Genomic DNA, 24,151 nt, shown 5'->3' on the forward strand with positions numbered 1-24,151 from the left:
ACACCTCCGGACGCGCTCCGGAGTGCGTCGTGCCGTGTCGCGTCGCCCACTCGCCCTCGTGCTGGCCATGGCCCTGGCCACCCCCGCATTCGCGCAGGAAACCGGCGCGCCCTCCACGCCGGCCACGCGCAAGAGCGAGGACGGCATCTTCTCGCTGGACCGCATGATCGTCACCGGTGCCGGCCAGGCCCAGAACCAGTTCGACGCCTCGTATGCGATCACCGCGCTGACCGCCGAGCAGATCGACAAGCTGGCCCCGCTCAACCTCGCCAGCCTGATCGGCTCCATGCCGGGCATCTATGCCGAATCCACCGGCGGTGAAGTGCAGAACGTCTACCGTATTCGCGGTATTCCCGACGAAGGCGCGTTTGCGGTGATCCAGGAAGACGGCATCAGCCCCTACCCGGACAACAACGGCTATTTCTACAAGACCGAAGGCCTGGTGCGCCCGGACCTGATGGTCGAATCGGTGGAAACCGTGCGCGGCGGGCCGTCGCCGATCTTTGCCTCCAATGCGGCGGCCATCGTCAATTTCGTCACCCGCCAGGGTGGCGACACGCCCGAAGGCGCGGTGCGCACCACCGTGGGCGACACCGGGCTGTACCGGCTCGATGGCTACTGGTCGGGCAAGCTGGCGCAGGATTGGTATCTGGCCGCCGGCGGCTTCGTGCGCCGCAACGACGGCTACCGCGATGTGGGCTTCCCGGCCGACGAGGGCGGGCAGTTCCGCATGAACCTCACGCACACGCTGGACCACGGCAAGATCACCTTCACCGCCAAGCATCTGGACGACAAGAACGCGTTCTACATGCCGATCCCGCTGTACGACCCGCGCGACACCACGCGCTCGCTGGACCCGTTGATCGACCGCTTCACCGGCACCTTGAGCACCGCGCAACTCAAACGCGCCAGCATCGTGTCCAGCGATGCCGACGGCGCGCCGCAACGCGAGCTGCGCGACCTGTCCGATGGCCGCCACATGAAGTTCAATCATCTGGGCGCCAACCTGGATCTGGCCTTCGACAACGGCTGGAGCCTGTCGAACAAGGCCATCGTCAATCGCCTGGACATGACCTTCGACGCGCTGTATTCCAGCAATGCGCCGCAGGATGCCAACGCGTATGCCAATAGCCGCCGCGCTGCCGCCAGCGCCGCGTTTCCCGGCCTGGCGTCGCTGGGCTACGTCTACACCGACGATGGCAGCCGCTTCGACCCGGCCAGCACCGACGGCCTGGTGATCCAGGGCCAGTACCGCGCCATGAACGTGCGCGCCGATTCGTTCGCCGATGATCTGCGCCTGCACCGCAGCTTCGATTGGGGCGGCGACACCCATGACATCACGTTGGGCATCTACGGTGCCTATTACGCGCGCTCCTACAATTCGCGTTACCAGAGCTATCTGTTCGAGATGCGCCAGAACCCGCGCACCATCGACCTGCTCGGCTACGACGCGGCCGGCAACGTGGTTGGCGGGGTGACCAAGGACGGCGTGGTGATCTACGGCGCCGACCGCACCCAGGGCAAGGCCTACACCAGCATGCTGGCGCCTTACATCGCCGACACCTGGCAGGTGACCGACAAGCTGCGCCTGGAAGGCGGCGTGCGTCACGAGCGCTACCGCTATCGCGCCTGGAGCATGGCGCGCAGCACCGGCAACCTGGGCATGGCCGACACCCTGGCCGACGATGCCGCGCGCCTGTTCACCGGTGCCCGCGCGCACACCGCGCTGGACGTGGGCGTGACCAACTGGACGGCCGGTTTCAACTACGACATCAACCCGACGGTCGGCCTCTACGGCCGCGCCTCGCGGGCGCACCGCGCGCCCAGCGAAGGCGCCAACGAAGGCAACGTCAACATCCCCACCGCCGACCAGTTCGAGCTCGGCACCAAGCTCAACTTCGACACCCTGGACGTGTTCGCCACCGCCTTCTACACCAAGTACGACCCGTACAACATCGGCACCAGCGCGGTGAACCCGCAAACCGGCGCGGCCGAATCCAAGGACTACCGCGGCAGCGTCACCAACCCCGGCATCGAACTGGCGGCGGTGTGGACACCAGCGCAATGGCTGCGTTTCGATGCGAACCTGACTTACAACGACACCAAGGTGTCCGATCTGACCGAAGTGGTGGCCAACGGTGCAGTGGCGGTGGTCGATGTGGACGGCAACATGCCCAACCGCCAGCCGAAACTGTACGGCAACGCGGGCCCGACGGTGTTCTTCACCACCGGCCGGTTCGATTGGGAAACCTCGTTGCGCTACGCCTATGTGGGCAAGCGCTATGCCGACCTGGAAAACACCACCGCGCTGGCCGCCTACGACACGCTTGCGGCGAACGTTCTGGTACGCAGCGGGCCGTGGGATGTGCAGCTGTCGGTGGACAATCTGACCAACACGTTTGCGCTGACCGAAGGCAACCCACGCACCGACACCATCTCCGGCCAGGGCACGCGCGAGCCGATCTACGGCCGCCCGATCTACGAGCGCAATTCGCGGCTGGTGGTGACTTACCACTTCTGAGTACGCCGACGTTGATGCGCCGCATCGTCCGGTGTCGGCGCGCGGCCTTTCTCGATGCATCGCCTGCAGCGTGGCGCAGCGCACCCGCTGCAGGCCACAAAGGATTCCGATGACGCCTTCCCGTCTTGCCTATGCGCTGCTGCTCGCAGCAGCGATGTGTTCCGGCGATGCCGCCGCCTGGGGCCAGCGCGCGCATGCCGCCATCGACAGCGCCGCCGTGCAGGCCCTGCCCGACGATGGCCCGGTCTTCCTCAAGCAGTACGTACAAGTGATTGCCGACGGTGCCACATTGCCGGACGGATGGCGCAGCGAAAGCGAGCCGTTTCTCAAGATCGAAGAAGACCCCAACCATGGCTGGTTCCGCGAGCAGTTCGCCTTCATGCAGCACCCGCCGCGCTCGCGCTACGCCTTCGTGCTGGCGCTGTACGACGAGCAGCGACGCATCGCCAGGCGCGACCCGCAACTGGCCGAGCGCATGAACGTGCGCTGGGCCGGCACCTTGCCGTACGCAGCCACCGAGGGGTACGAACGCATCGTCGCCACCATGCGGCAACTGCGCACGTTGCGCGCCAAGGGCCAGGACACCCGCGAACTGGAACGTACCTGCGCGTTCTACGTCAGCTGGTTTGCGCACTACATCGGCGATGGCGCGCAGCCGCAGCACGACAGCATCCACCACGATGGCTGGCAGGGGCCAAACCCGAACGGCTACAGCACCGACCCGAAGGTGCATGGCAAGTTCGAGAGCGACTACGTCGAGAACATTGCGCTGACTCCCCAAGACCTGCTGACCCGCATGCCGGCCCTGGCGCATCAGCAGGGCGATGTGTTCGAGCAGATCCTGGGCTTTCTCGCCATCGGCACCGGCCGCGTCGAACAGGTGTATCGCCTGGAAAAAGCCGGCGCCTTCGACGATGCCTCCAGCACCGATGGCCGCGCGATGGTCTATCTCACCGCCGGCGACGGCGCGGCGATGTTGCGCGATCTGCTGGTGCGCGCATGGCGCGAAAGCGCGCTGCATCCGGGCAAATCGACGCTGCCGCGCAGCATGGACCCGAGCCATCCGCAGTACGACCCGGCGACCGGATCTGCGCCTGCCGGCACGTCGCCGACCGTGTAACCGACCTTGGCGACAGCGGTGCACAGCGATCGGCGTGCCGACGTGCGCGTCGGCCAACCGATGCTGCGCCTGTCGGCACGACGGCGCAGCGGACCGCGCAAGAAACCGGGTGTGGCATCACGTGGCCTCAGTGGACCGCATTGACCTGCGCGACAAAGCGCAGCAGATCCTGATCGAAGCGCCCGCTGTCTTCCAACAAATGGGCGTGCCCGGCGCTGGGATACAGCACGGTCTGCGCCCACGGCAACAGCTGCCGTGCACGCGCCAGCGTCGGCTCGGTGGTCACCAGTGCGTCGCATGCACAACCGCGATTGCCGGGCCGGGCGTGGGTCGCTGCGCTTTGGGTTCGAACTCGCAGCCGGCCGCATGCAGATTGCTCTTCTGCTGGCCGAACGCCAACGCGCGGCGGCCTTCGCCGAAGGTAACTACCTGCATGCCAAGCACGCGCGCCTAGAAATTGCAGGGGGCGTCCAGGTCGGACACGGTCAGTACCAGATGATCGAGTCGGTCGATCTGCATCATTCGCCTCGCCCAGGATGCGGCGCAAACCGGCCATAGGGACGTGCATCGTCGGCACGTTGGCGCAGCACGTACGCCGCCGCAGAGGCCAGTATCAACAGCGTCAGGCACATGCCGACCAACGCGCCCCAGCCGCCGTGTTGCCAGAACCAGCCGCCGAGCGCACCGATCACGCTGGAGCCGGCGTAATACGCCAGCAGATACAAAGACGCGGCATGGCTGCGATGCGCGCCACCGAGCCGGCTCACCCACGCGCTGGCGGCCGAATGCGCGATGAAGAACCCGATCGTCAACAACACGATGCCGGCCACCACCAATGCCAGCGCATGCGCCAAGGTCAGCGCCACGCCGAGCACGCACAACCCGATGCCGGTCGTGACCACCGGCCCGCGCCCGAACCGGTCCGACGCCGCACCGGCCACCGACGAACTGACGATGCCGAACACATAGGCGCTGAAGATCATGCCGATCTGGCTCTGGCTCAAGCCGAATTCCGGCCCGCCCAGGCGAAAACCGGCGTAGTTGTACAGGCACACGAACACGCCCATCAACAGGAACGGCAGCGCAAACAGAAACGGCAGATTGCGATCGCGCAGATGCCCGGCCCAGGCGCGCAGATGGAAGCGCAGATTGATGCCGTGCCGACGCACGAAGTTGCGCGACGGCGGCAGCAACCAGAAGAACGCCAGCGCACACAGCAGGTCGAACACGCTCAACACTGCTAATGCGGTGCGCCAATCGGTGTGGTCGGTCAGCACGCTCATCACGATGCGCCCGCTCATGCCGCCGAACGCATTGCCGGCCACGTACAAGCCGGTGGCCGCGCCCATCTTGTTGGCCGGCAATTCTTCGCCCAGATACACCATCGCCACCGCCGGCACCCCGCCCAGCGCGATGCCGGACAAGGTGCGCACCACGACCAGGGCGCCCCAGTGCGGCAGGAACGCGGCGATCAGGTTGAGCACCGCCGCGATTGCGATCGAGACGAACATCAGCCCGCGCCGGCCGAGGTTTTCCGACACTGCGCCAGCGCAGAAGATCGCCAGTGCCAGCGCACCGGTGGCCAGCGACAACGGCAGCGAGGCGGTGGCTGCGTCCACGTTGAAGGCGCGCGCGAATTCCGGCAGCACCGGCTGCACGCTGTACAGCAGCGAGAAGGTGGCAAAACCGGCCAGGAACAACGCAAACCGGATACGCCCGCTGGCGGGCGCATCGGTTGCCGGTGCATCGGTTGCCAGGCTGGCGGCAGTGTCCGGCAATGAGCCGGTGCGGCAATCGGGAGCGGACACGGGCGCAACATCGAGACAAGGGACCGCGAGTATTCCCCTGCCCTGACCCCCTGTCCAATATATGATGCAGGCAGTTGCCATATGCAGGACAGATAGCATGGAACTCCGCCACCTGCGCTATTTCCTGGCCGTCGCCGAGGAAGGCAACTTCACCCGCGCCGCTGCACGTGTCGGTATCGGCCAGCCGCCGCTGAGCCAGCAGATCCAGGCGCTGGAACGCGACCTGGGCACGCCGCTGTTCCGGCGCACCCACAGCGGTGCCGAGCTGACCCCGGCCGGCGAGGCGTTTCTGGTCGAAGTGCGCCGCGTGCTCGCCGATGTGGAGCGCGCCGCAGAAACCGCGCGGCGGGTGGCGCGTGGCGAATCCGGCCGGCTGCGCCTGGGCTTCACCGCCTCGGCCGCATTCAACCCGGTGGTGCCGCACCTGATCCGCGATTTCCGCCGGCAATGGCCGCAGGTCGAACTGTTGCTGGAAGAAACCAACACCGCCGGATTGTTGCTGGCGCTGGCCGATGGCCGCCTGGACGCGGCCTTTGTGCGCTACGGCCTGAGCACGCCACCCGACCTGCAACTGCTGCGCTTTGCCGACGAACCGATGAAGATCGCCGTACCCGCCGCGCATCGTCTGGCCGCCCGCAACAGCGCGCCACTGGCGGCGTTGGCGGGCGAGCCGTTCATCCTGTTCCCGCGCAGCTTCGGCTCCAGCCTGTACGACGAAATCCTCGCCGCCTGCCGCGCATCCGGCGTGACCCTGCGCATCACCCAGGAAGCGCCGCAGATGTCGTCCATCGTCAATCTGGTCGCCGCCGAACTCGGCGTGTCGGTGGTACCCGCCTCCACTGCGCAGCTGCAGCTGCCCGGCGTGCGCTATCTGGATATCGAAGGGCAGATGCCGCTGGCCCGGCTCGCCCTGGCGGTGTCGCCCGGTGCACTCGATACCGCGCCGTTGGTCCGGCATCTGTGGGCGCTGGCGGAAGTGCTCTGAGCAAGGGTGAACCAGGCGATTCGCGACATACGTAACCGCGACCGTTGCGAACGCGTGTGACAGGTTCCATCGATGACGCGTCATCGCGCGCAACCGCGCTCCTGCATGCCGGCAAGCACACGCACCGCAGGTGCCCCGCCCAGCGCGAACCTCGACGATGTTGCCGACTGCACAGACCTCCGATCCAGCAACGTGTCAAATATACGTATGGACCTGAATTAGAACTGCGTGCCATTCACGAAAAGGCGGCGTAGATGATGACACATTCCCGCAAGCCGCCGATGGAACGGGTGTACTGCGCTAAACGCACCCGTCTTGACGCCGCTTCGCAGTAGCCTATACAAAAATGGATTTATCCAGAGGATGAAGAACCAAGGAGATGCTGCATGAGTGAAATCTGGATCGTCAACCCCGGCAAAGGTTTGGGACCGCTCGAATTTGGCATGACGCAGGCTCAAGTTGCCGAATTTGAGAATGTCATGGGGCCAATCGATGAAACGACCGAAGAGACATTACCGGATGGCAGCCTGGCAATAAACGAATTTCGTGATCGCGGCACACCACTCTGCTCATTTCAAAGGGGAGTTCTTACGTTTCTATCTATTGGGCAGTCGGACCTAATCGACATCCGTTTCCAAGACGTGTCAATTTTCAGCGACGATCCAAAGCGCGTCTATTCAACGCTTGGAAGAGCGGCGGGCGCAGTCTTTTGGCACCACAACAGCGTGATCATGCCATCACTTGGCCTGGAGCTGATCGGCTTCGTCATCGAGTACAGCCCAAAGGGAAAGCCACCTGTTTTTGTGAGCAGAACTGCGGGCTTTACCTGGCCAGAGCTAGCGCTTTTCCAGCCGGGCCGCGAGACGTTCAAGGAAGCGCACCTAATCGAAATATCGAGCGAGGCGGATTAAGATCGCGCCCGACTTGGTTTCAGCCCCCCCCCCACTCTGGCGATCCATTATTCAAATGTGAAATGAACTACTTATTATGAGGAAATACAACTTCCCGGTGTCATTTCAGTCTTCGCCGGAAGATCTTATCTGCCGGATTATTCTTGACGGACGCTTTACGCCGGAAGATCCCATCAGCGATTTTCCTAAAACCATAACGTCGCGCTATTTAAACGATGTATTGGGCCGAGGACGATCCATCGCGTCCTGTCGAACCGCCGGAGACAATAGCATCGAGGTACGGATTGATCAGAGCATCTCAGTTTCCGACGTAGACCGAGCGATCATACTTAATCTTCTCGATTTCGGACAAGATCACGCGTCTGAACGTTCTACCACGATAAAAGAAGCACTCTTTTATACCGATTCACCCGAAACAATGTCTGCAGAAAAGCTCCAAAGAGCGCTTGAGGCGGCCAATGAAGAAGCGGGCCTGTTCATGTCAGCACGCTTGACGGACTTTCCTCCGAGCGATGAAGACCTCGCATCAGAGTGGCCACAAGATTGGGTTGAAGACCAGAAGTATGACTGGCCAAGCTACCATTTTTTCCACTTTTCGATTGAGTATCGTGACAGCTTGGCCCAGCCCGATCTGGATTTCGCCGCTCACTTTCTAAATGCTGCACATGATGTGACTATGTGGCGCGGCTATAATCCTGGCATCAACGCCGCTGACTCGGTGGCGTCGGGCCGGGACGGGCTGAGTTTCGAGGTAAATGCCCAAGGCAACCAGATAACATACACGCTCGAACGATCGCCTTGTGATCCTGCCCTGTCGGTAAAACAGTTTGTCGAGGCCATGCACGAACGCACTAGTGATTGGCCCGCACGTTGGGACATTGGTGTCCAACCCGAGGACTGACCGTCCTGCTGGACGACCGGTTGCTGTTGTGCATCTTGGTCCGATGCATTGCGCTTGGCGGAAGGCAGCAGCGATGTCGGCTGTGCGCACGCATTCCTGTGCCGGGGGCGATCGCCCCACTTGACCTCAACTGCGATTGAGGTCGTTCAATGCACGGCTTCTTCTGCCACCCGCCTCTGCCATGCATCTTCGCCATCTGCTGTTGCCCTGCCTCGACCCCGACCTCAGCCTGCGTTTCTATCGCGATGTGCTGCAGCTGCCGCAGCACGGCAACAGCGTCCGCATCGGCTGGACCACGTTGGAATGCGTGCAGGCGCAGCAGCCGGTGGGCAGTGTGCACCTGGCATTCAACGTCGCGCCATCGCGCTGGGACGCCGCTGCAAGGTGGATCGGCGCGCGCAGTAGCGTGCTTGTCGATCCGCACGGTCATCGGCGCTTTCGACTGGATGGCGTGTGGCAATCGCAGTCTGTCTATTTCGCCGGGCCCGATGGCGCGGTGCTGGAGGTGATCGCCCGTCAGGCGCTGCAGCGCACGGTCACCGGCGAAGGCGCATTCCACGGCAGAGAGTTGCTGTGTGTGAGCGAGATCGGATTGCCCAGCGACAATGTCGCGGCGGTGACCAGCAGCGTGGCCCATCACTTCGACGTGCGGCCGTTTGCACCCGTGGTGGACGGCTTTGCCGCGCTGGGTGACGACCAGGGGCTGTTGATCGTCGTCGATCGGGCACGGCGCTGGTTTCCGCAGCAGCGGCAGCTGCCATGGGCCACCGGCGTGCGGGTCAGCGTGGACGCGCCGCAACCGGGGCTGCGCCTGCGCGATGCGCAGGGCTGGGAGTTGCTGGCGGCGTGATCGCCACGCCGCTCAACTCATGCAGCGACCACCGGGTCGGGCAGGCGGAAAAACGTACGCGCCGCCGCCGTGCTGTTGGCCGCCGTCAGCGCCACGTCCTCGCCACGATCGCGCGCGAGTTCTTCCACGATATGCGACAGGAACATCGGCTCGTTGCGGCGGTCCTTGGGCATCGGCTTGAGCGTGCGCGGCAGCAAGTACGGCGCGTCGGTTTCGATCATCAACCGGTTGGCCGGGATGTTGCGCACCAGCTCGCGCAGATGCGCGCCACGGCGCTCGTCGCACAGCCAACCGGTGATGCCGATGTAGTAATCGCGGTCCAGATACGCGAACAGCTCTTCGCGCGTGCCGGTGTAGCAATGCACCACCGCCGGGCCGAGCCGGCCATCGAAGCTGCGCAGGATCGACAGGAAATCGTCGTGCGCGTCGCGTTGATGCAGGAACAACGGTTTGCGGTTATCGGCGGCCAACTGCAGCTGACGCTCGAAGGCCTTGTGCTGGGCCGGGCGCGGGGCGAAATCGCGGAAGTAATCCAGCCCGCATTCGCCCACCGCCACCACTTGCGGATGCGCCTGCAGCGTGCGCATTTCGGCCTCGCATTCGGCGGTGAATTCCACGGCGTGGTGCGGGTGCACGCCGGCGGTGGCGTAGAGGAATCCGGGGTGCTGCTGGGCCAGTTGCAAGGCCAGTGGCGAATGCTCGCGGCTGGCGCCGGTGATCACCAATTGCGCAACGCCTGCGTCGCGTGCGCGTTGCAGCACGGCGTCGCGGTCGCGGTCGAAGGAGTCGTGAGTCAGGTTGGCGCCGATATCGATCAACTGCATGTTGCGGGTGTCGCCTGAAGGAGCAGATGCGATTGTACTGGGTGGACGTTGCCCTCATCCGCCCTGCGGGCACCTTCTCCCGCACGCGGGAGAAGGAACACCCACTGCGGCACCTGCGCGCTATCGGCCTGCAGCGAACGCATGCTGCTCCCCTTTCCCGCGCGTGCTGCTCCCCTTTCCCGCGCGTGCTGCTCCCCTTTCCCGCGCGTGCTGCTCCCCTCTCCCGCCTGCGGGAGAGGGGCAGGGGTGAGGGCCGCTTAGGGGTGAGGCCCGCTTGCGCAACCCACTCAACCCACCACGGGCACCACCATCGCATCGATCTTCGCCGCCAGCGCCTGGATCGCCAACTGCGCCGAGCGCGACAGCTGTCGCTGCGGAGCCACGCACAGCGCCAGCGTCATCGGTTTGGTCAGATGCTGGCGGAACGGCACGAATGCCAGCCGTCCATCGGCCACATCGGGCGCGGCATCCAGCCACGACATCAGGCCCACGCCCGCACCGGCGCGCACCAGCCCGCGCAAGGTACGCACGTCGTTGCAGTGGGTCAGCCGTTTCACGTCGATGTGCTGGCGCTGATACAGCACCTTGGCATGCTCGCCGACGATCAGCGGCGCGGCCGGCAGCAACAGGCGATGCTCCAGCGTTTCGCTCAGTTGCAGCTCGGTGCGGGTGCTGAGCGGGTGGCCCACCGGCATCGCGATGCCCAGCGGGATATCCGCAAATGCGCGCACCTCCAGGTCCACGCTGCTGACCGGGTCCAGCAGCAGACCGATATCCACATCGGCCGAGGTCACCATTTCCATCACCCGCTGGTTGCGCGCGGTGGACAGGTTGAAGGTGATGCCGGGGTAGTCCTGCACCAATGCGGCCACTGCCGCCGGCACCACGCCCTCGCTGAGCGCGTCGATCATGGCGATCTCCACATGCCCGCGGCGCAGCCCCTTGAGTTCGTCGAAGCGCTCCAGCGTGCGGGCGTAGGCCTTTTCCCAGCCGCGCACGTCCACCAGCAGCAACTCGCCGGCGGCGGTCAGCCGCAACCGGCCGGGCAGGCGCTCGAACAGCTGCGCGCCCAGTTCTTCCTCGGCCTTGAGGATCTGCCGGTCGATTGCCGAGGCCGACACGTGCAGCACGTCGGAGGCCTTGCGGATGCTGCCGCAGCGGGCCACTTCGATGAAGTAACGGGTGAAGCGGGAAAAGGTCAGCATGCGGCAGGGCCCGGTTGGCGTTGCATTTTTTGCAATGGCTTGGCTGAAAATCGATGTTTGATAACACACCCCCGGCTTCCTAGAGTCAATCCGGCACCGCTCCCCGCCCTACGCCCGAGACTGGACCCATGGATGTTGCCGTCCCCGCCCTGCCGCTGCATTGCACCTTCGACGCCGCCGACTGGCAACGCCTGGCCCAGCACTGGCATGCGGTGGCGCTGAGCAGCGAGGTGACCGAGGCGCCGTTCAAGGCCACCCTGCTGGATGAGCCGCTGGTGCTGTACCGGCTGGGCGAGGAGCTGGTGGTCGCGCGCGATGTCTGCCCGCATCGCGGCGTGCCGCTGAGCATGGGTACGGCCGATGGCGGCGGCGTGGTGTGCGCCTACCACGGGCTGCGCTTCGGCGCGGGCGGGCGCTGCAACCATATCCCCGCCAGCCCGACTCAAAACATCCCCGCCAAGATGCGCCTGCACACCTACGCGGTGGCCGAGCGCTACGGGTTGATCTGGGTGTGCCTGTCCAAACCTGCCGGCGTGAGCGCGGCCGAGGTGCAGATTCCGCCGATGCCCGGCTGGGACGAGGACGGCTTCCAGCAGATCGTCTGCCCGGCCTTCGACATCGGCGGCAGTGCCGCGCGCCAGCTGGAAGGCTTCATCGATGTGGCGCACTTCGCCTTCGTGCATACCGCGACATTTGCCCAGCCCGACAAGCGCGAGGTACCGGCCTATACCACCACCGAAACGCCGACCGGCTTCAATGCCGATTATCTGAGCGCGGTGGCCAATTATTCGGTGGACATGCCGCTGCCGGACGTGGACCCCGGTTTCCAGTGGCTGCGCCATTTCGAAATACATCTGCCCTTCACCGCCACCCTCACCATCCACTTCCCGGTGCCGGGCAAGCGGCTGGTGATCATGAATGCCGCAAGCCCGGTGTCCAAGCACAAGACCCGCCTGCTGGTGCCGATCGCGCGCAACTTCGACACCCACCTGCCGGTGGAGGACGTGCACGCCTTCAACCTGCGCGTATTCGAGGAAGACCGCGCCATGGTCGAGGCGCAGCGCCCTGAATATCTGCCGCTGGATCCGCTGCTGGAAGTGCATATCCCTGCCGATCGCAGCTCGATCGCCTATCGTCGTGGCCTGCGCAGTCAGGGCTACAGCGACTTCTTCTTGCGCTGAGCGCCGAGGACACCGCCATGCAGTTGCACGAGGTGCGCGTCGCCGACGTCTTCGACCAGGGCCATCGCCAACGCGCGATCCGGCTGGAGTCGGTGGGCGCGGAATTGCCGGCCTTCGAGGCCGGGGCGCATGTGGACCTGCATCTGCCCGACGGCATGATCCGCCAGTATTCGATCGCCAGTGCGCCGCATGTGCGCGACCACTATCTGCTATGCGTCAAGTTGGCAGATGCTTCGCGCGGTGGGTCGCGCCATCTGTGCGAGCAGCTGAGCACCGGCGACCGCCTGCGCATCTCCACACCGCGCAATCTGTTTCCCTTACATCCGGGCGAGCGCCACGTCTTGCTGGCCGCCGGCATCGGCATTACGCCGCTGCTGTCGATGGCCGAAGCGCTGGAAGCGCGTGGCGAACCTTTCGTGCTGCATTACTACGCGCGCCGACATGCCGATATGGCGTTCCTGGCGCGGCTGCAGCGCGGCTTCACCCATGGTCAGGTGCAGATGCATCTGAGTGATGGCGGCGAAAGCCCGCGTGTGCATGTGCCGGACGAATTGGAACAGGCGCGTACACGCGATCAACTGTATCTCTGCGGACCAGCCGCGTTCATGGACCACTTCACGCTGCTTGCCAAGGCACATGGCTGGACCTCGGCGCAACTGCACCGCGAACACTTCGCCGCCGCCGCCGAACTCCCCCGCGCGCACGACGCCGACAGCGCCTTCGAAGTGGAGCTGGCCGCCAGCGGCCGCGTGGTGCAGGTGCCGGCCGAGTGCAGCATCGCCAGCGCCTTGTTGGACGCCGGCATCGCGGTGCCGCTGTCCTGCGAGCAAGGCATGTGCGGCGCCTGCCTGACCGGCGTGCTGGCCGGCACTCCCGATCACCGCGACAGTGTGCTCAGCGCCAGCGAGCACGCGCAGAACCGCCAGATCACGCTGTGTTGTTCGCGCAGCCGCTCGCCCAGGTTGGTACTGGATCTATGAGGTGGCACAGCAGTCATCCCCACCAACCCACATGAATGATGCGGCGGTACCCAGCCAACTGCCGACCACACGCACAGTCCTGCAAACGATCTGCTACCGATACACCGAGACAACGCGCCCTTCCCCCGCCTGCGGGGAAGGTGCCCGAAGGGCGGATGAGGGCAGCCACCACCCGCAAAACCAACAGCCCCCAACGCAACGTCAACTGGCCTGGCGAGGCGTGGCAGGGCAAGCTGCACATCGGCTCTCGCTTTCCCACCCCCATCGCGTCTTCTTTTCTGGTCCGTCAACGCATGTCTTTACTGCACCGCTGTCTGCTCCTTTCCCTCTGCGTGTTGCTGCCAACGCTCGTACAGGCGCGCCCCGCGCCCGTGCCGTCGCGCGAGCAGCAGGTGGCCACCGTGTTCAATCAGGCGGCCGATCAACCCGCGCAGCTGCGCGCCTGGCTGCAGGCGATGCCAAAGGGTGGCGACCTGCACAACCATCTGTCCGGTTCGGTCTATGCCGAGGACTATCTGCAGTGGGCCAGCGACGATGGCGCCTGCGTGCAACTGGACGACCTGAGCCTGCGCGCGCCGCCGTGCGGTAAGGGCCAGCAGCCTGCACGCGATCTGGCAACGCGCGATGCGGCGTTGTATGGCCGGGTGGTGGATGCGCTGTCGATGCGCAAATTCCTGCCCAGCCCATCGCACCCCACCGGGCACGACCAGTTCTTCAGTACCTTCGGCAAGTTCGATGCGGTGGTGCGCGCGCGCGTCGCCGACACCGTCGCCGCCGTGCTGGATCAGGCCGCGCGCGACCGCGTGCCCTACGTGGAAATCATCGCCAACCCGCCGCAGATGGATGAAGCGGCAAAACGCATGCAGTCCCTGCCCTGGAACGGGGCAGACGACGCCGCCAATCTGCGCACCTTGCAGGACGCCTTGCCGCCGCTGGTGCAAGCCGCGCAACGCGCGCTTGCCGACACCGATGCCCAGGTGCGTCGTGTCCTGCATTGCGACCAGCCCGATGCACGCCCCGGCTGCCAGGTTCAATATCGCTATGTTCCCTACGTGCTGCGCGTATTGCCGCAGCCGATGGTGTTCGGGCAGATGGCGCTCGCCCATGCACTGATCGCTGCGGGCGGCAGCCGCGCGGTGGCAGTGAACATCGTCGCGCCCGAAGACAACCCGGTGGCGCTGGCCGATTACGCGCGGCATATGGCGATGTTCCGCTTCTTCGCAACGCGCTATCCCAACGTGCCGTTGTCCCTGCATGCCGGCGAGCTGGCATTGGGCCTGGTGCCGCCGGCACAGCTGCGTTCGCACATCCGCCAGGCGGTCGATGCCGGTGCACGCCGTATCGGTCATGGTGTGGATCTGCCTTACGAAGACGATGCCGATGCGCTGTTGCAGCGTATGCGCAGCAAACAGGTCGCGGTGGAGATCAACCTCACCAGCAACGATGTGATCCTGGGCATCAACGGCGCCGCGCATCCGTTGGCGATGTACCTGCGTGCCGGCGTGCCGGTGGTGCTGTCCACCGACGACGCCGGCGTCTCGCGCGCCGACATGACCCATGAATATCAGCGCGCAATGCAGGAACAAGGCATCGACTACCTCACGCTCAAGCAGCTCGCCCGCAATGGACTGACCTATAGCTTTCTGCCGGGCAACAGCCTGTGGGCGACGACCAACACCGCCGTGCAGCCCTGCGCACACGCGCTTGCGCACGACAGTGACGATGATGGCTGCCGCAGCTTCCGCCACGACAATCCGAAGGCGCAACTGCAATGGCAACTGGAACAGGCGCTGGCACAGTACGAGCGCGACATGCTGGCCAGGCAAATCAGGTGATGCGTTCTCTTTGCCGGTGTCGTGCACCGATCACCCCCCACTGACACCCTGCCTTCTCCATTTCCACCCCGATGACCACTGTCCCCATTCCCGCCAGCAAACGCCGCGTCATCCTCGAAGACGACATCGACGGTTTCACCCCCGCGCAGTTGCTGTTGCTGCAATCGCCCGAGGTCGAGGTGCTGGGCATCAGCACGGTCAGCGGCAACATCTGGCGCGACGAAGCAGTGGCGCATACCTGCCGTCTGCTGGAATTGGCCGGCCATCCCGCTATTCCGGTGCTGCCCGGCCCGGTGCATCCGCTGCTCAACAGCGAACTGGCCACCGAACGTTGGGAAGCGCTGTACGGCAAGCTGGTCTGGAAAGGGGCATGGACCAGACACTGGGTCGATGGCGACACCGTGCAGAGCGCGCCGCGCTATCACGCCCACGACGTGGTGCCAGATCTGCCGTTGGGCAATCCCAGCGTGGTACGCCCATCCGACGAGCCGGCCGCGCTGTTCATGCTGCGCATGGTGCGCCTGTATCCCGGCGAGGTGAGCATCGTTGCCACCGGCCCGTTGACCAATCTGGCGCTGGCGCAGTCGCTGGACCCGGCGTTCGCCACCCTGGCGCGCGAGCTGGTCTACATGGGCGGCAGCCTCAACCCACGGCAGCAACGCAGCAGCATCAGCGCACAACAGTTCGCACGCGAATTCGTCAACTCGCCACGCCGCGAATTCAATATCCGCTGGGATCCGGAAGCGGCCAGCATCGTGATGCGCGCACCGTGGCGCAAGATCACCATGGTGCCGGTCGACCCATCGACTGCGACCGAACTCACTCCCGACTTGCTGGCACGTATCAGCGCAGCCGACACCACCATCGGCCACGCGTTGCGCCGCCGCGAGCCGGGCTTCCCGATGTGGGACGAACTGGCCACCGCCGTGTGGCTGCGCCCGGAATTGGCGACGCACACCGAAACGCTCTACGTCGACACCAACACCGCGTTCGATGCCGGGTATGGCGATATCTTGTCGTGGGCACCGGGCTATCAGGCCGGCCTGGGCGAGCAGGCGCAGACCGTAGTGCGTGCGGTCGACGTGGACGCATTCGAGCAGGTCTTGGTCGATCATCTGACCGCACCACAGCCACCAGCGGTCGGGCTGCCGCTGGCCCTTCTGCCGGGAGAAGACTCACGAAGAGCGCATGGAGGGACGGCGCCTGACAGCACGACTGCATAGGTTGAGTACGAGAACGCACGAGCAGATGCGCAACCGACACCGCTGCGTCTGCCGGGCGCTGTACCCCGACCCCGCTACGCGCTGGCAGCACGGGTGCACGCCAGTGGCGGGCAAGACCGGCCTCGGCGCTGCGGCGAGAGCGGGCGAGGTACCGGCCGCGACATGCTTGAAACAGAACGACGCCCGAGGCGGCATCGCGTGATTGGATCGATCGGCAACGCCTGCCCACCTGCGCTTCTCGGTCTCACTCGCATGGCGCTTCAGCAGTCCGCTAGTTCCCCCCCGCTCGCCTGGCGTCTGTCATCTACCGTCCTCGCATCACCAGGCGCACGTCACTTGACGCATCCGCACCGACTGCAGTGTCCAGCACCGTCCACCAGGCGCTTCTGCAGCAATCACATTCGCCGCGCCTGCATGCCTGCACGGCACTCGAATCCCGAATCTCGAATCCCAAAATCTCGGCATCCCGAATCCCCGCTCCCAACAAGGTGACCCCATGCAAGTCCCAGCGCAGTGGCAGGCCGGCATCGATCGCAATACCGACATCCTGCGCGCGCATGCGCAGCTGCTCGCCAGCTTCAACGCCCCTTGCCCCGCAGCACCGGACACCACCGCCCCGCTCGGCCAGATCGCATCGATCGTCGCCACCACCCGTCGCCACCCCACACTGGCCGCAGACCACGCGAACCAGGCACTGACACGTATCGACCAGGCCAACGACAGCCTGCGCGCGATCACCCGCCTGCTGCCAGCACGCGCCGCCGCCGATGCCGCGCGCGTACAGTCGGCGCTGGCAGGCGGCAGCGATGGCGGTGCATTGGCCGGCGTGCCGTTCGTGGTCAAGGATCTGTTCGACGTCGCCGGCCAGGTCACCACCGCTGGCGCCGTCATGCGCGCACAGTGCGCGCCCGCCATCCGGGATGCGGCCGTCGTGCAACGGCTGAGCGATGCCGGCGCGGTGTTGGTCGGCACCGCCAACATGGACGAGTTCGCCTATGGCTTCGCCACCGTCAATGCGCACTACGGCACCACCGCCAACCCGCACGATCACCGCCATCTGGCCGGAGGCTCGTCGGGCGGTTCGGCGGCCGCAGTGGCTGCCGGGCTGGTGCCGTTCGCGCTGGGCTCGGACACCAACGGCTCCATCCGCGTGCCAGCCGCACTGTGCGGCGTGTACGGCCTGCGTCCCACGCACGGCGCGTTGCCGCTGGATGGCGTGTTCGGCTTCGTCGATGCGCTGGATGTGGTCGGCCCGTTCGCCTCGTCCATCGCCGACCTGCGCCGCGTGCATGAGGTGATGCTGGGTCGCTCGCTTGCCTCCTGCAACGGCGGCAGCCTGCGGGTCGCACGTCTGGGCGGCTGGTTTCAACGCAATCTCGATCCCGAACTGGATACCGGCTTGCGCGCATTGCTCGCGGCCTGCAACAGCACCACCGTCATCGATCTGCCCGAGGCCGAGCGCTCCCGCGCCGCCGCCTTCGTCCTCACCGCCGCCGAAGGCGGGCACCGCCATCGCGCCGGCCTGAGCACGCAGGCCGAGCAGTTCGACCCGGCCACCCGCGACCGCCTGCTCGCCGGCCTGCAGCTACCCGCCAGTGCGGTGGCCGATGCGCAGCGTTTCGCACAGTGGTTCGCCGCGGCGATGCAACGGTTGTGGGACCAGGTGGATGTGTTGATCGCGCCGGCTACACCCTGCGCGGCGCCGCGCATCGACCAGGACACCATCCAGATCGATGGCCTGCCGGTGTCCGCGCGCGCCAACTTGGGCATCTTCACTCAGCCGCTGGGCCTGGCCGCCTGCCCGGTGCTGGCCGCGCCGTTGCCGCGCCCCGGTCGCCTGCCGCTGGGCGTGCAACTGATTGCCGCGCCCGGCCGCGAAGACCGCCTGTTCGCACTCGCCGCGCAACGCGAACGCGACGGCCTGCTCGCCTTCAGCCCACCGGCGGAGACGCGCTGATGCTGCACACCTTGCGCGCGCGCCGCGGCATGGTCGTGGCCCCGCACCATCTGGCTGCGCAGGCCGGACGCGACATCCTGCGCGACGGCGGCAACGCCATCGAAGCCGCCGTCGCCACCGCCGCCTGCCTGGCGGTGGTGTACCCGCACATTACCGGCATCGGTGGCGACGGCTTCTGGCTGATCCACGAACCCGACGGCCGCGTGCACGCCATCGATGCCTGCGGCCGCGCCGCACAGGCGGCAACACTGGACTTCTATCGCGGCCACAGCAGCATTCCGTGGCGTGGCCCGGGCGCGGCCAATACCGTCGCCGGCACCGTCTCCGGCTGGGCGCTCGCGCTGCAACACGCAGGCGGCGACGTGTCGCTGCAGCGCATATTGCAAGACGCCATCCACCACGCCAGCGATGGCGTGCCGGTCACGCTCGGCGGCGCGCACATCGCCGCCAGCAAGAGCGCTGAACTGCGCGGACAACCCGGCGCCTACGCCAGCATCTTCGAACCCCACGGCGCACCCCTGCACGAAGGCGCACTGCTGCAACAGCCGCACCTCGCACGCACCTTGCAACGGCTCGCCGCCCAAGGCCTGGCGAGTTTCTATCGCGGCGCACTGGCCGACGACATCGCCGCCGACCTGCAGGCACTCGGCAGCCCGCTCAACGCGCACGACCTCGCAAGCCACCATGCCGACCCCAGCGTGCCGCTCTCGGTCGCCATCCACGGCGCGCGCCTCTACAACCACGCACCGCCCACGCAAGGATTGGCATCGCTGTTGATCCTCGCGTTGTTCGATCGCCTGCAGGCCGAACACCCCGACAGCTACGCGCACCTCCACGGCCTGATCGAAGCCACCAAACAGGCGTTCCTGATCCGCGACGCACACATCGGCGACCCCGCCTGGATGACGCTCGACGCACAAGCCTTGCTCGACGACAGCGCCGCACTCGACGCGCTTGCCGCACGCATCGACATGCGCACCGCACTGCCCTGGCCACAGCCCTCTCAAGCCGGCGACACCGTCTGGTTCGGCGCCATCGACGCGCATGGCCGTGCGGTCAGCTGCATCCAGTCCACGTATTTCGAATTCGGCTCCGGCCTGGTGCTGCCGCGCACCGGCATCACATGGCAGAACCGCGGCTGCAGCTTCCGCCTCGCCGCCGACGGCTGGAACGCACTCGCCCCTGGACGCAAACCCTTCCATACCCTCAACCCGGCGCTGGCTACTTTCGACGACGGCCGTGTCATGGCCTACGGCACCATGGGCGGCGAAGGCCAACCACAGACACAGGCCGCCCTCTTCTCCCGCTACGCCCGCTTCGGCGTACCGCTGCAGCAAGCGATCACGGCACCACGTTGGTTGCTCGGCCGCACATGGGGCGAAGACAGTACCTCGCTGAAGCTGGAAGACCGCTTTGATCCAGCAGTCGTGCAGGCACTACGCGATGCCGGACATGCGGTGGAGCTGCTGCCCGCATATACCTCGGTCATGGGGCATGCGGGCGCATTGGTGCGCGAGGTGGATGGCGTGATCAGCGGGGCGAGTGATCCGCGATCCGATGGTGCGGTGGCTAGCTGGTGATGGTTGGGGGCTAGATCCGTCAATGCCTTGACTGATAACTTCGGCGAGAAAACTTAACTGATGATTCATGTTAGGCAACCTAACTTCCCTTAATCATTCGCATGGAACGAGTCAATGAGATGTTCAAGAACCGTCCTGCTTTCGATACTCGCGCTATGCGGAACGGCACTCTGTGCTTGCGCGCACGCCCCGGCCGATGCAATCCAGTCACCCGCGAAGGAGCATGGCACCATGACCTCGACTTACAACACATCGGCTAGCACCCCTGAACTCAGCGCCGACGAGATCGGCAAGCGGTTTTTGAAGCTGATCGGTGCTTTGAAATCATCCAGCGATCTCAGCCCTGAGCGTGTGAAAGAAATGGTCGGAGTTCGCCTTGAACACTTCAATGCGATTCCGGGACAGCGAGTCGAATCGTTCGCCTATAGCCAGCTATTAGGAGGCGATTGGTCGTACGAAATTCAGTACCTTCCAGCAGCTGCTATGCGTAGTCCTGGTGTATCGCTGGACTTCGTGCACAAGTCCGATAGTCATGCAGCCATGACGGATATTTGTCAGCTCAGTTTCGAGGATTACCACAACGCCATGAAGGCAATGGGCTTTGGCGATGCGCCTAACTACGGCGAACTTGGCCAGCTCATTGATTGGCGCTATCACAAAGACGGCATGACGGTCTCCATTGCTTCGAGACCTGAAGTAACAGCGCTTGATGGCAAGAAATATCGCGCATGCGTAACGTCGATTTCCACCGTGAATGAGTAGGAGCGCCTATCGACATGGCTAGCCCAAATGCTCAACTTGAAGCGGCTTTGAAGCAGTTCGCAAGTCAATCAGGTGTAACGCCAGAGCAAGTTGCGCAACTTCGCTCGGCCGTAGTTGCTGACTCACAACAGCTTGGGCTTCTCAATCAAGATGCCCAGAATGGACACTTGAAAGCATTTGCACTGCAAGGTTCTACAGGACAACAAAATCTTGCTGGAAGTTACGATATTCAGTCCGGGACCGTCACTCTACCGGCAGCTGATTTTCAATCCTCTGGCGCTAGACACAACCCGGATCTACAAGCAACTCTCAGGCTGCAGCATATGTCGATCGAATTTTCCCAGAAGACATATCTGGATGCATCGAGGGCGACTCATCCAGTGACGCAAGATATGGTCAACAACCTCCAATCGACCATCAATGGCTCGCCAGTGCTTGCAGATGAGATCAAACGAGCGGTAATGACGACCGACAAGGGTGATCCGCCGCATAAGCATTTAGAACACTTCGACTTTATACCTCCAGGATTCACGGCTGGTGGCACCTACAGCGCTAGCAGTCACTCCATGAACATGCCTGCTGCCAGATTACAGGCTAGGTCTGCGGCAAACCCTAACGGGTACGATCCCAATGACATGACGTTTGTCCTCGGACACGAGATTCAACACGGTTTCAATGCCCCCGAAAGAAGGCTAGCGAACGCGGCGTTCCACAACGATGCCATTTCCATAGCTAAAAGTACAAATCCTGTTCACGATTACACGCGCGTCTTCGCCACTTCCATTCAAGCAAGCAGAGACGACGAAGCGAAAGCAGAAATTTCAGGCTGGAACGCATTATTAAGCAGACAAAAACAGGGCAACCCGTCTGCAGGTCTTCCCGAAATGAATGCACTAGGAAACCGTCGCATCGAGGACTTTATCGTTAAGCCGCAAGGTGCAGGCACCACTATTCAGCCACGCCCAGGACTGAGCTTCGACCCGGATGGTCAGCTGCAAATGTCGCCGAAAAATGTTGCTGCGATGGGACAACATTACTTCAATAGACCAGATCCGACACACGCTATCCCAGGTCGGAACCCAATTGGAATCGGGGATAGAGGCACATCTGACTATCCAAACTATTACGCGACCTCAGGGGTAGAGCATATAGTTGAGTACGAAAGGAAGTATGCAAGGCCCATACAGGGTGTGATGCCTGCTGTAACCGTCAATATGGCCTCTGTCGGAATGAAAGAGCCGATCATTGAAGCTGAAGGTTTGGACTTTGGCAAGAACAAGGCTCCCTTTCCTTACTACGACAGCAGCACAACACCACCAGTCCTTCATCACTTCGATCACACCCAGGATGGAAGCGTAAATCCGGCACATGACCATAAATATGTACCAGTCGCGCCCACACCCAGTTCGACTCCAGCCCAGCACGGTCCAGACGAACCAGGTCATCCCGACCACGCCATGCTTGAGCAGATCCGCGATGGCATGCGTAAGATCGACGAGAGTGTTGGCAAGCCTTATGACGAAATGAGCGAGCGGGCCAGCCGATGCTTACTGGCCGCATGTAAAGACAACCGCGAGAGTTACCCAGGAGCGGCAGATCGCTCCATGGCCAGCAACGCGTTGACCCGCGTCGATCACGTGGTGATGAGCAAGACCGGCAACCTGTTTGCGGTGGAAGGGCGGCTAGACGACCCGGCGAGCAAACGCGTGCATGTGCAAATTGACCAGGCGATCAATATTCCGCTTGAGCAATCAGACCAGAAGTTGCTGGCAGCTAATCAGGCGATTGCACAGGAAAGACAGGTCACGCAACAACAGGAACTCGCGCGTGGGGTGAATGATCCTAATCCAAGCGGACCGACACGATGAGGTATGCCACGACCAAGCTGTTTTCCACATAGGTCTGCACATGCGTATCCGACCATACCCTCATTGAGTTGAGGTCAGCCTGATATACGACTTTCAACTCTGAAAGGAAAAAACTTCAATTTAAGGTCGCTCGGCACCCTCTCCGCCCACCTCAATGAGGTAGCAAATCATTGATAAGGCAGTCTGTACAATCATTTCAGCCTCGGCTCTCGTAGGAGCTACTCCATCGATGTGTCCATGACGAACGAACGGAGAGTCATTCGAATAGGCATATAGCTTTTCTATGATGTCCAAACTCCAGCGGTTGAAATCACCTCTTTTTCGAAGCTCTTTTACTCCGGCACCAAGAGTAGCTACCTTAGGAGCGATGACCTTGATGACGCTTTCCAATGCGCTGATGATCTCTCGAACACTGTTTGCCTCGTCGACCGGATGAGTTAGCAGGTAGCTCAATGAACGCTTGTAGTGCTCGCGAGCGCTTTTAAACCGGCTATCGAGCGCAGCATCGGCTGAAGAGATTGATCGATTCATTGCACGGATCTTGCGCTTCAGTTCCCCATGCGCATCCATTTGCCAGCCGATGTTCTCCTCATCCAGGAGATCGTTCAGACGAATCCTATAAACTTCAAACTTAGCAGGGCTATCAAACGGAAAGTGATCATCCTTCTCAATAAGCAGTTCGGCGAGCAACTCGACAAAGTCAAAAAACTGAGGCCAACAACTACCTTTGAGGTGTGTCGTCAGTGCTTCCCAAGAACTACACTCGCCCCATTCGTGCGGATCTCCGTCTATACGGCATCGAGCCAAAAACAGCTCATGCACCTCATCGATTCCTAAGGGCTCTCGCCTGGCTATTCGCGTGGAACGGCTTTCACCAACATAAGTTGGTAGCAACAGCTTTATATATCCAACGCGCAGAGATAACGGTGCGTCGTCAAAAATCAGTGGACCTCGCTTTTCGAGCCTAGCAGAGAAGCGACGACGCTTAGTTTGAACAACCATCTGACCAGCCAGGTTTGTGAGTTGGGCTGAGTGTACGAGGGGCAGGCCTCGGCAGCCATGCACAACTCTGTGGATAAGTCCTCTCTGGGATTCAAGAGAAATCTTGGGTACGGCCAAAACCCAATTCGGGCTTAGATATCTTAGGGTGCACCTTATATATGGTAGAACCACCCAGCAGCCTGGCGATCCTTATCAGTGCGCCTGAGGATCGAAGTACGCCTGCCAGGACTGAAGCGATGACTTGAATGCCTTTGACTTGTTGAAGAATGTCATGGCATCACTGCTTCTAGAGTTAAGCAATGCAACACCAAGATTGAAGAAGGTATTTCTGTCCTGTGATCCGTGCGCTATCGCGTAGCGCAACTGCACTGCGGCGGCTTTGTGTTGACCTTGATCACAAAGGACTGCACCCAGGCAGGTGAGCAAGAGCGGGTTGTTTGGATCGTCCAACAGCGCTTCCGAAAGCAGTCGCTCGGCTAGAGCGTGTTATGAACTTTGCTCTTGTCACGCTAACGTATGCGGATGAAGCCTCGTAAGCCATATCCCGACATCCCCCCGCCCTGAGTAGCGGCTTGGTTTAGAGTCCGGGGGTAATGATATCGGTGTTGGCCAGATGTTGGGCATAAGCAGCCGGGGTC

19 protein-coding genes and 2 pseudogenes are annotated in these 24,151 nt (G+C 63.3%); 14 read left to right on the plus strand and 7 right to left on the minus strand.

Annotated elements, in window-relative coordinates:
- Positions 1 to 34: 34 nt before the first annotated feature.
- Both GGR62_RS18700 and GGR62_RS18705 read left to right on the plus strand, forming a co-directional pair.
- Positions 35 to 2,521: a TonB-dependent receptor gene (locus GGR62_RS18700; protein ID WP_326520274.1), complete on the plus strand. Its 2,487-nt coding sequence runs from the start codon at positions 35 to 37 to the stop codon at positions 2,519 to 2,521.
- Positions 2,522 to 2,630: 109 nt separating this feature from the next.
- Positions 2,631 to 3,641, plus strand: coding sequence for a nuclease (locus GGR62_RS18705; protein WP_184409336.1), 1,011 nt, complete (start codon positions 2,631 to 2,633; stop codon positions 3,639 to 3,641).
- A 127-nt stretch (positions 3,642 to 3,768) separates the two neighbouring features.
- On the opposite strand, the pseudogene GGR62_RS18710 reads toward GGR62_RS18705, so the two are convergent.
- From GGR62_RS18710 to GGR62_RS18720, 3 genes and pseudogenes are all read right to left on the minus strand, one after another.
- Positions 3,769 to 3,936, minus strand: a pseudogene (locus tag GGR62_RS18710) (alpha/beta hydrolase); the annotation flags it as partial.
- A gap of 1 nt (position 3,937) precedes the next feature.
- A pseudogene (locus GGR62_RS18715) lies at positions 3,938 to 4,160 on the minus strand (VOC family protein); the annotation flags it as partial.
- Complete coding sequence (locus GGR62_RS18720) at positions 4,160 to 5,449, minus strand: MFS transporter (protein WP_184409337.1); 1,290 nt, start codon at positions 5,447 to 5,449, stop codon at positions 4,160 to 4,162. The pseudogene GGR62_RS18715 and the gene GGR62_RS18720, both read right to left, overlap by 1 nt.
- Positions 5,450 to 5,546: 97 nt before the next feature.
- Between GGR62_RS18720 and GGR62_RS18725 the strand changes: the two genes are divergently transcribed.
- From GGR62_RS18725 to GGR62_RS18740, 4 genes are all read left to right on the plus strand, one after another.
- Positions 5,547 to 6,434, plus strand: coding sequence for a LysR family transcriptional regulator (locus GGR62_RS18725; protein ID WP_184409338.1), 888 nt, complete (start codon positions 5,547 to 5,549; stop codon positions 6,432 to 6,434).
- 386 nt (positions 6,435 to 6,820) lie between these two features.
- Entirely contained in the window at positions 6,821 to 7,345 is a 525-nt protein-coding gene (locus GGR62_RS21340) for a hypothetical protein (protein ID WP_260306298.1), read from the plus strand.
- Positions 7,346 to 7,421: 76 nt separating this feature from the next.
- Positions 7,422 to 8,246, plus strand: coding sequence for a hypothetical protein (locus GGR62_RS18735; RefSeq protein ID WP_184409339.1), 825 nt, complete (start codon positions 7,422 to 7,424; stop codon positions 8,244 to 8,246).
- 181 nt (positions 8,247 to 8,427) lie between these two features.
- Positions 8,428 to 9,096, plus strand: a complete 669-nt coding sequence (locus GGR62_RS18740; RefSeq protein ID WP_184409340.1) for a hypothetical protein — start codon at positions 8,428 to 8,430, stop codon at positions 9,094 to 9,096.
- A gap of 17 nt (positions 9,097 to 9,113) precedes the next feature.
- Here the strand turns inward: GGR62_RS18740 and GGR62_RS18745 are convergent, their stop codons facing one another.
- Together GGR62_RS18745 and GGR62_RS18750 are read right to left on the minus strand one after the other, a co-directional pair.
- Positions 9,114 to 9,920: a TatD family hydrolase gene (locus GGR62_RS18745; RefSeq protein ID WP_184409341.1), complete on the minus strand. Its 807-nt coding sequence runs from the start codon at positions 9,918 to 9,920 to the stop codon at positions 9,114 to 9,116.
- Positions 9,921 to 10,207: 287 nt separating this feature from the next.
- Positions 10,208 to 11,125 carry a LysR family transcriptional regulator gene (locus tag GGR62_RS18750; protein ID WP_184409342.1) on the minus strand — a complete coding sequence of 306 codons (918 nt, stop codon included), beginning with the start codon at positions 11,123 to 11,125 and terminating at the stop codon, positions 10,208 to 10,210.
- Between the two features lie 128 nt (positions 11,126 to 11,253).
- Between GGR62_RS18750 and GGR62_RS18755 the strand changes: the two genes are divergently transcribed.
- From GGR62_RS18755 to GGR62_RS18790, 8 genes are all read left to right on the plus strand, one after another.
- Positions 11,254 to 12,306 carry an aromatic ring-hydroxylating dioxygenase subunit alpha gene (locus tag GGR62_RS18755; protein WP_184409343.1) on the plus strand — a complete coding sequence of 351 codons (1,053 nt, stop codon included), beginning with the start codon at positions 11,254 to 11,256 and terminating at the stop codon, positions 12,304 to 12,306.
- Positions 12,307 to 12,323: 17 nt separating this feature from the next.
- Positions 12,324 to 13,286: a PDR/VanB family oxidoreductase gene (locus GGR62_RS18760; protein WP_184409344.1), complete on the plus strand. Its 963-nt coding sequence runs from the start codon at positions 12,324 to 12,326 to the stop codon at positions 13,284 to 13,286.
- Positions 13,287 to 13,579: 293 nt separating this feature from the next.
- Positions 13,580 to 15,121, plus strand: a complete 1,542-nt coding sequence (locus GGR62_RS18765; protein WP_184409345.1) for an adenosine deaminase — start codon at positions 13,580 to 13,582, stop codon at positions 15,119 to 15,121.
- A 71-nt stretch (positions 15,122 to 15,192) separates the two neighbouring features.
- Positions 15,193 to 16,344 carry a nucleoside hydrolase gene (locus GGR62_RS18770; RefSeq protein WP_184409346.1) on the plus strand — a complete coding sequence of 384 codons (1,152 nt, stop codon included), beginning with the start codon at positions 15,193 to 15,195 and terminating at the stop codon, positions 16,342 to 16,344.
- 496 nt (positions 16,345 to 16,840) lie between these two features.
- Positions 16,841 to 18,301, plus strand: coding sequence for an AtzE family amidohydrolase (locus tag GGR62_RS18775; protein WP_184409347.1), 1,461 nt, complete (start codon positions 16,841 to 16,843; stop codon positions 18,299 to 18,301).
- Positions 18,301 to 19,881: a gamma-glutamyltransferase gene (locus tag GGR62_RS18780; protein WP_184409348.1), complete on the plus strand. Its 1,581-nt coding sequence runs from the start codon at positions 18,301 to 18,303 to the stop codon at positions 19,879 to 19,881. Before GGR62_RS18775 ends, GGR62_RS18780 begins: the two co-directional genes overlap by 1 nt.
- Positions 19,882 to 20,112: 231 nt before the next feature.
- Positions 20,113 to 20,643 (plus strand): hypothetical protein, encoded by a 531-nt coding sequence (locus GGR62_RS18785; RefSeq protein ID WP_184409349.1) that lies wholly within the window; start codon positions 20,113 to 20,115, stop codon positions 20,641 to 20,643.
- A gap of 14 nt (positions 20,644 to 20,657) precedes the next feature.
- Positions 20,658 to 22,511, plus strand: coding sequence for an XVIPCD domain-containing protein (locus GGR62_RS18790; protein ID WP_184409350.1), 1,854 nt, complete (start codon positions 20,658 to 20,660; stop codon positions 22,509 to 22,511).
- Positions 22,512 to 22,631: 120 nt separating this feature from the next.
- Here GGR62_RS18790 and GGR62_RS18795 read toward each other — a convergent pair whose 3' ends face one another.
- Positions 22,632 to 23,513, minus strand: a complete 882-nt coding sequence (locus GGR62_RS18795) for a hypothetical protein (RefSeq protein ID WP_326520275.1) — start codon at positions 23,511 to 23,513, stop codon at positions 22,632 to 22,634.
- A gap of 192 nt (positions 23,514 to 23,705) precedes the next feature.
- Positions 23,706 to 23,963 carry a UDP-N-acetylglucosamine-peptide N-acetylglucosaminyltransferase gene (locus GGR62_RS18800; RefSeq protein WP_184409352.1) on the minus strand — a complete coding sequence of 86 codons (258 nt, stop codon included), beginning with the start codon at positions 23,961 to 23,963 and terminating at the stop codon, positions 23,706 to 23,708.
- Between the last annotated feature and the right edge of the window lie 188 nt (positions 23,964 to 24,151).

It is taken from the genome of Xanthomonas sp. 3075 (assembly GCF_014197275.1).
Classification (GTDB): domain Bacteria; phylum Pseudomonadota; class Gammaproteobacteria; order Xanthomonadales; family Xanthomonadaceae; genus Xanthomonas; species Xanthomonas campestris_B.

Excerpts from the sequence above, each read along its gene's own strand:
- GGR62_RS18705 (WP_184409336.1), top strand. The coding sequence starts at position 2,631 with ATGACGCCTTCCCGTCTTGCCTATGCGCTGCTGCTCGCAGCAGCGATG.
- GGR62_RS18725 (WP_184409338.1), top strand. The coding sequence starts at position 5,547 with ATGGAACTCCGCCACCTGCGCTATTTCCTGGCCGTCGCCGAGGAAGGC.
- GGR62_RS21340 (WP_260306298.1), top strand. The coding sequence starts at position 6,821 with ATGAGTGAAATCTGGATCGTCAACCCCGGCAAAGGTTTGGGACCGCTC.
- GGR62_RS18735 (WP_184409339.1), top strand. The coding sequence starts at position 7,422 with ATGAGGAAATACAACTTCCCGGTGTCATTTCAGTCTTCGCCGGAAGAT.
- GGR62_RS18740 (WP_184409340.1), top strand. The coding sequence starts at position 8,428 with ATGCATCTTCGCCATCTGCTGTTGCCCTGCCTCGACCCCGACCTCAGC.
- GGR62_RS18745 (WP_184409341.1), bottom strand. The coding sequence starts at position 9,920 with ATGCAGTTGATCGATATCGGCGCCAACCTGACTCACGACTCCTTCGAC.
- GGR62_RS18750 (WP_184409342.1), bottom strand. The coding sequence starts at position 11,125 with ATGCTGACCTTTTCCCGCTTCACCCGTTACTTCATCGAAGTGGCCCGC.
- GGR62_RS18755 (WP_184409343.1), top strand. The coding sequence starts at position 11,254 with ATGGATGTTGCCGTCCCCGCCCTGCCGCTGCATTGCACCTTCGACGCC.
- GGR62_RS18760 (WP_184409344.1), top strand. The coding sequence starts at position 12,324 with ATGCAGTTGCACGAGGTGCGCGTCGCCGACGTCTTCGACCAGGGCCAT.
- GGR62_RS18765 (WP_184409345.1), top strand. The coding sequence starts at position 13,580 with ATGTCTTTACTGCACCGCTGTCTGCTCCTTTCCCTCTGCGTGTTGCTG.
- GGR62_RS18770 (WP_184409346.1), top strand. The coding sequence starts at position 15,193 with ATGACCACTGTCCCCATTCCCGCCAGCAAACGCCGCGTCATCCTCGAA.
- GGR62_RS18775 (WP_184409347.1), top strand. The coding sequence starts at position 16,841 with ATGCAAGTCCCAGCGCAGTGGCAGGCCGGCATCGATCGCAATACCGAC.
- GGR62_RS18780 (WP_184409348.1), top strand. The coding sequence starts at position 18,301 with ATGCTGCACACCTTGCGCGCGCGCCGCGGCATGGTCGTGGCCCCGCAC.
- GGR62_RS18785 (WP_184409349.1), top strand. The coding sequence starts at position 20,113 with ATGACCTCGACTTACAACACATCGGCTAGCACCCCTGAACTCAGCGCC.
- GGR62_RS18790 (WP_184409350.1), top strand. The coding sequence starts at position 20,658 with ATGGCTAGCCCAAATGCTCAACTTGAAGCGGCTTTGAAGCAGTTCGCA.
- GGR62_RS18795 (WP_326520275.1), bottom strand. The coding sequence starts at position 23,513 with ATGGTTGTTCAAACTAAGCGTCGTCGCTTCTCTGCTAGGCTCGAAAAG.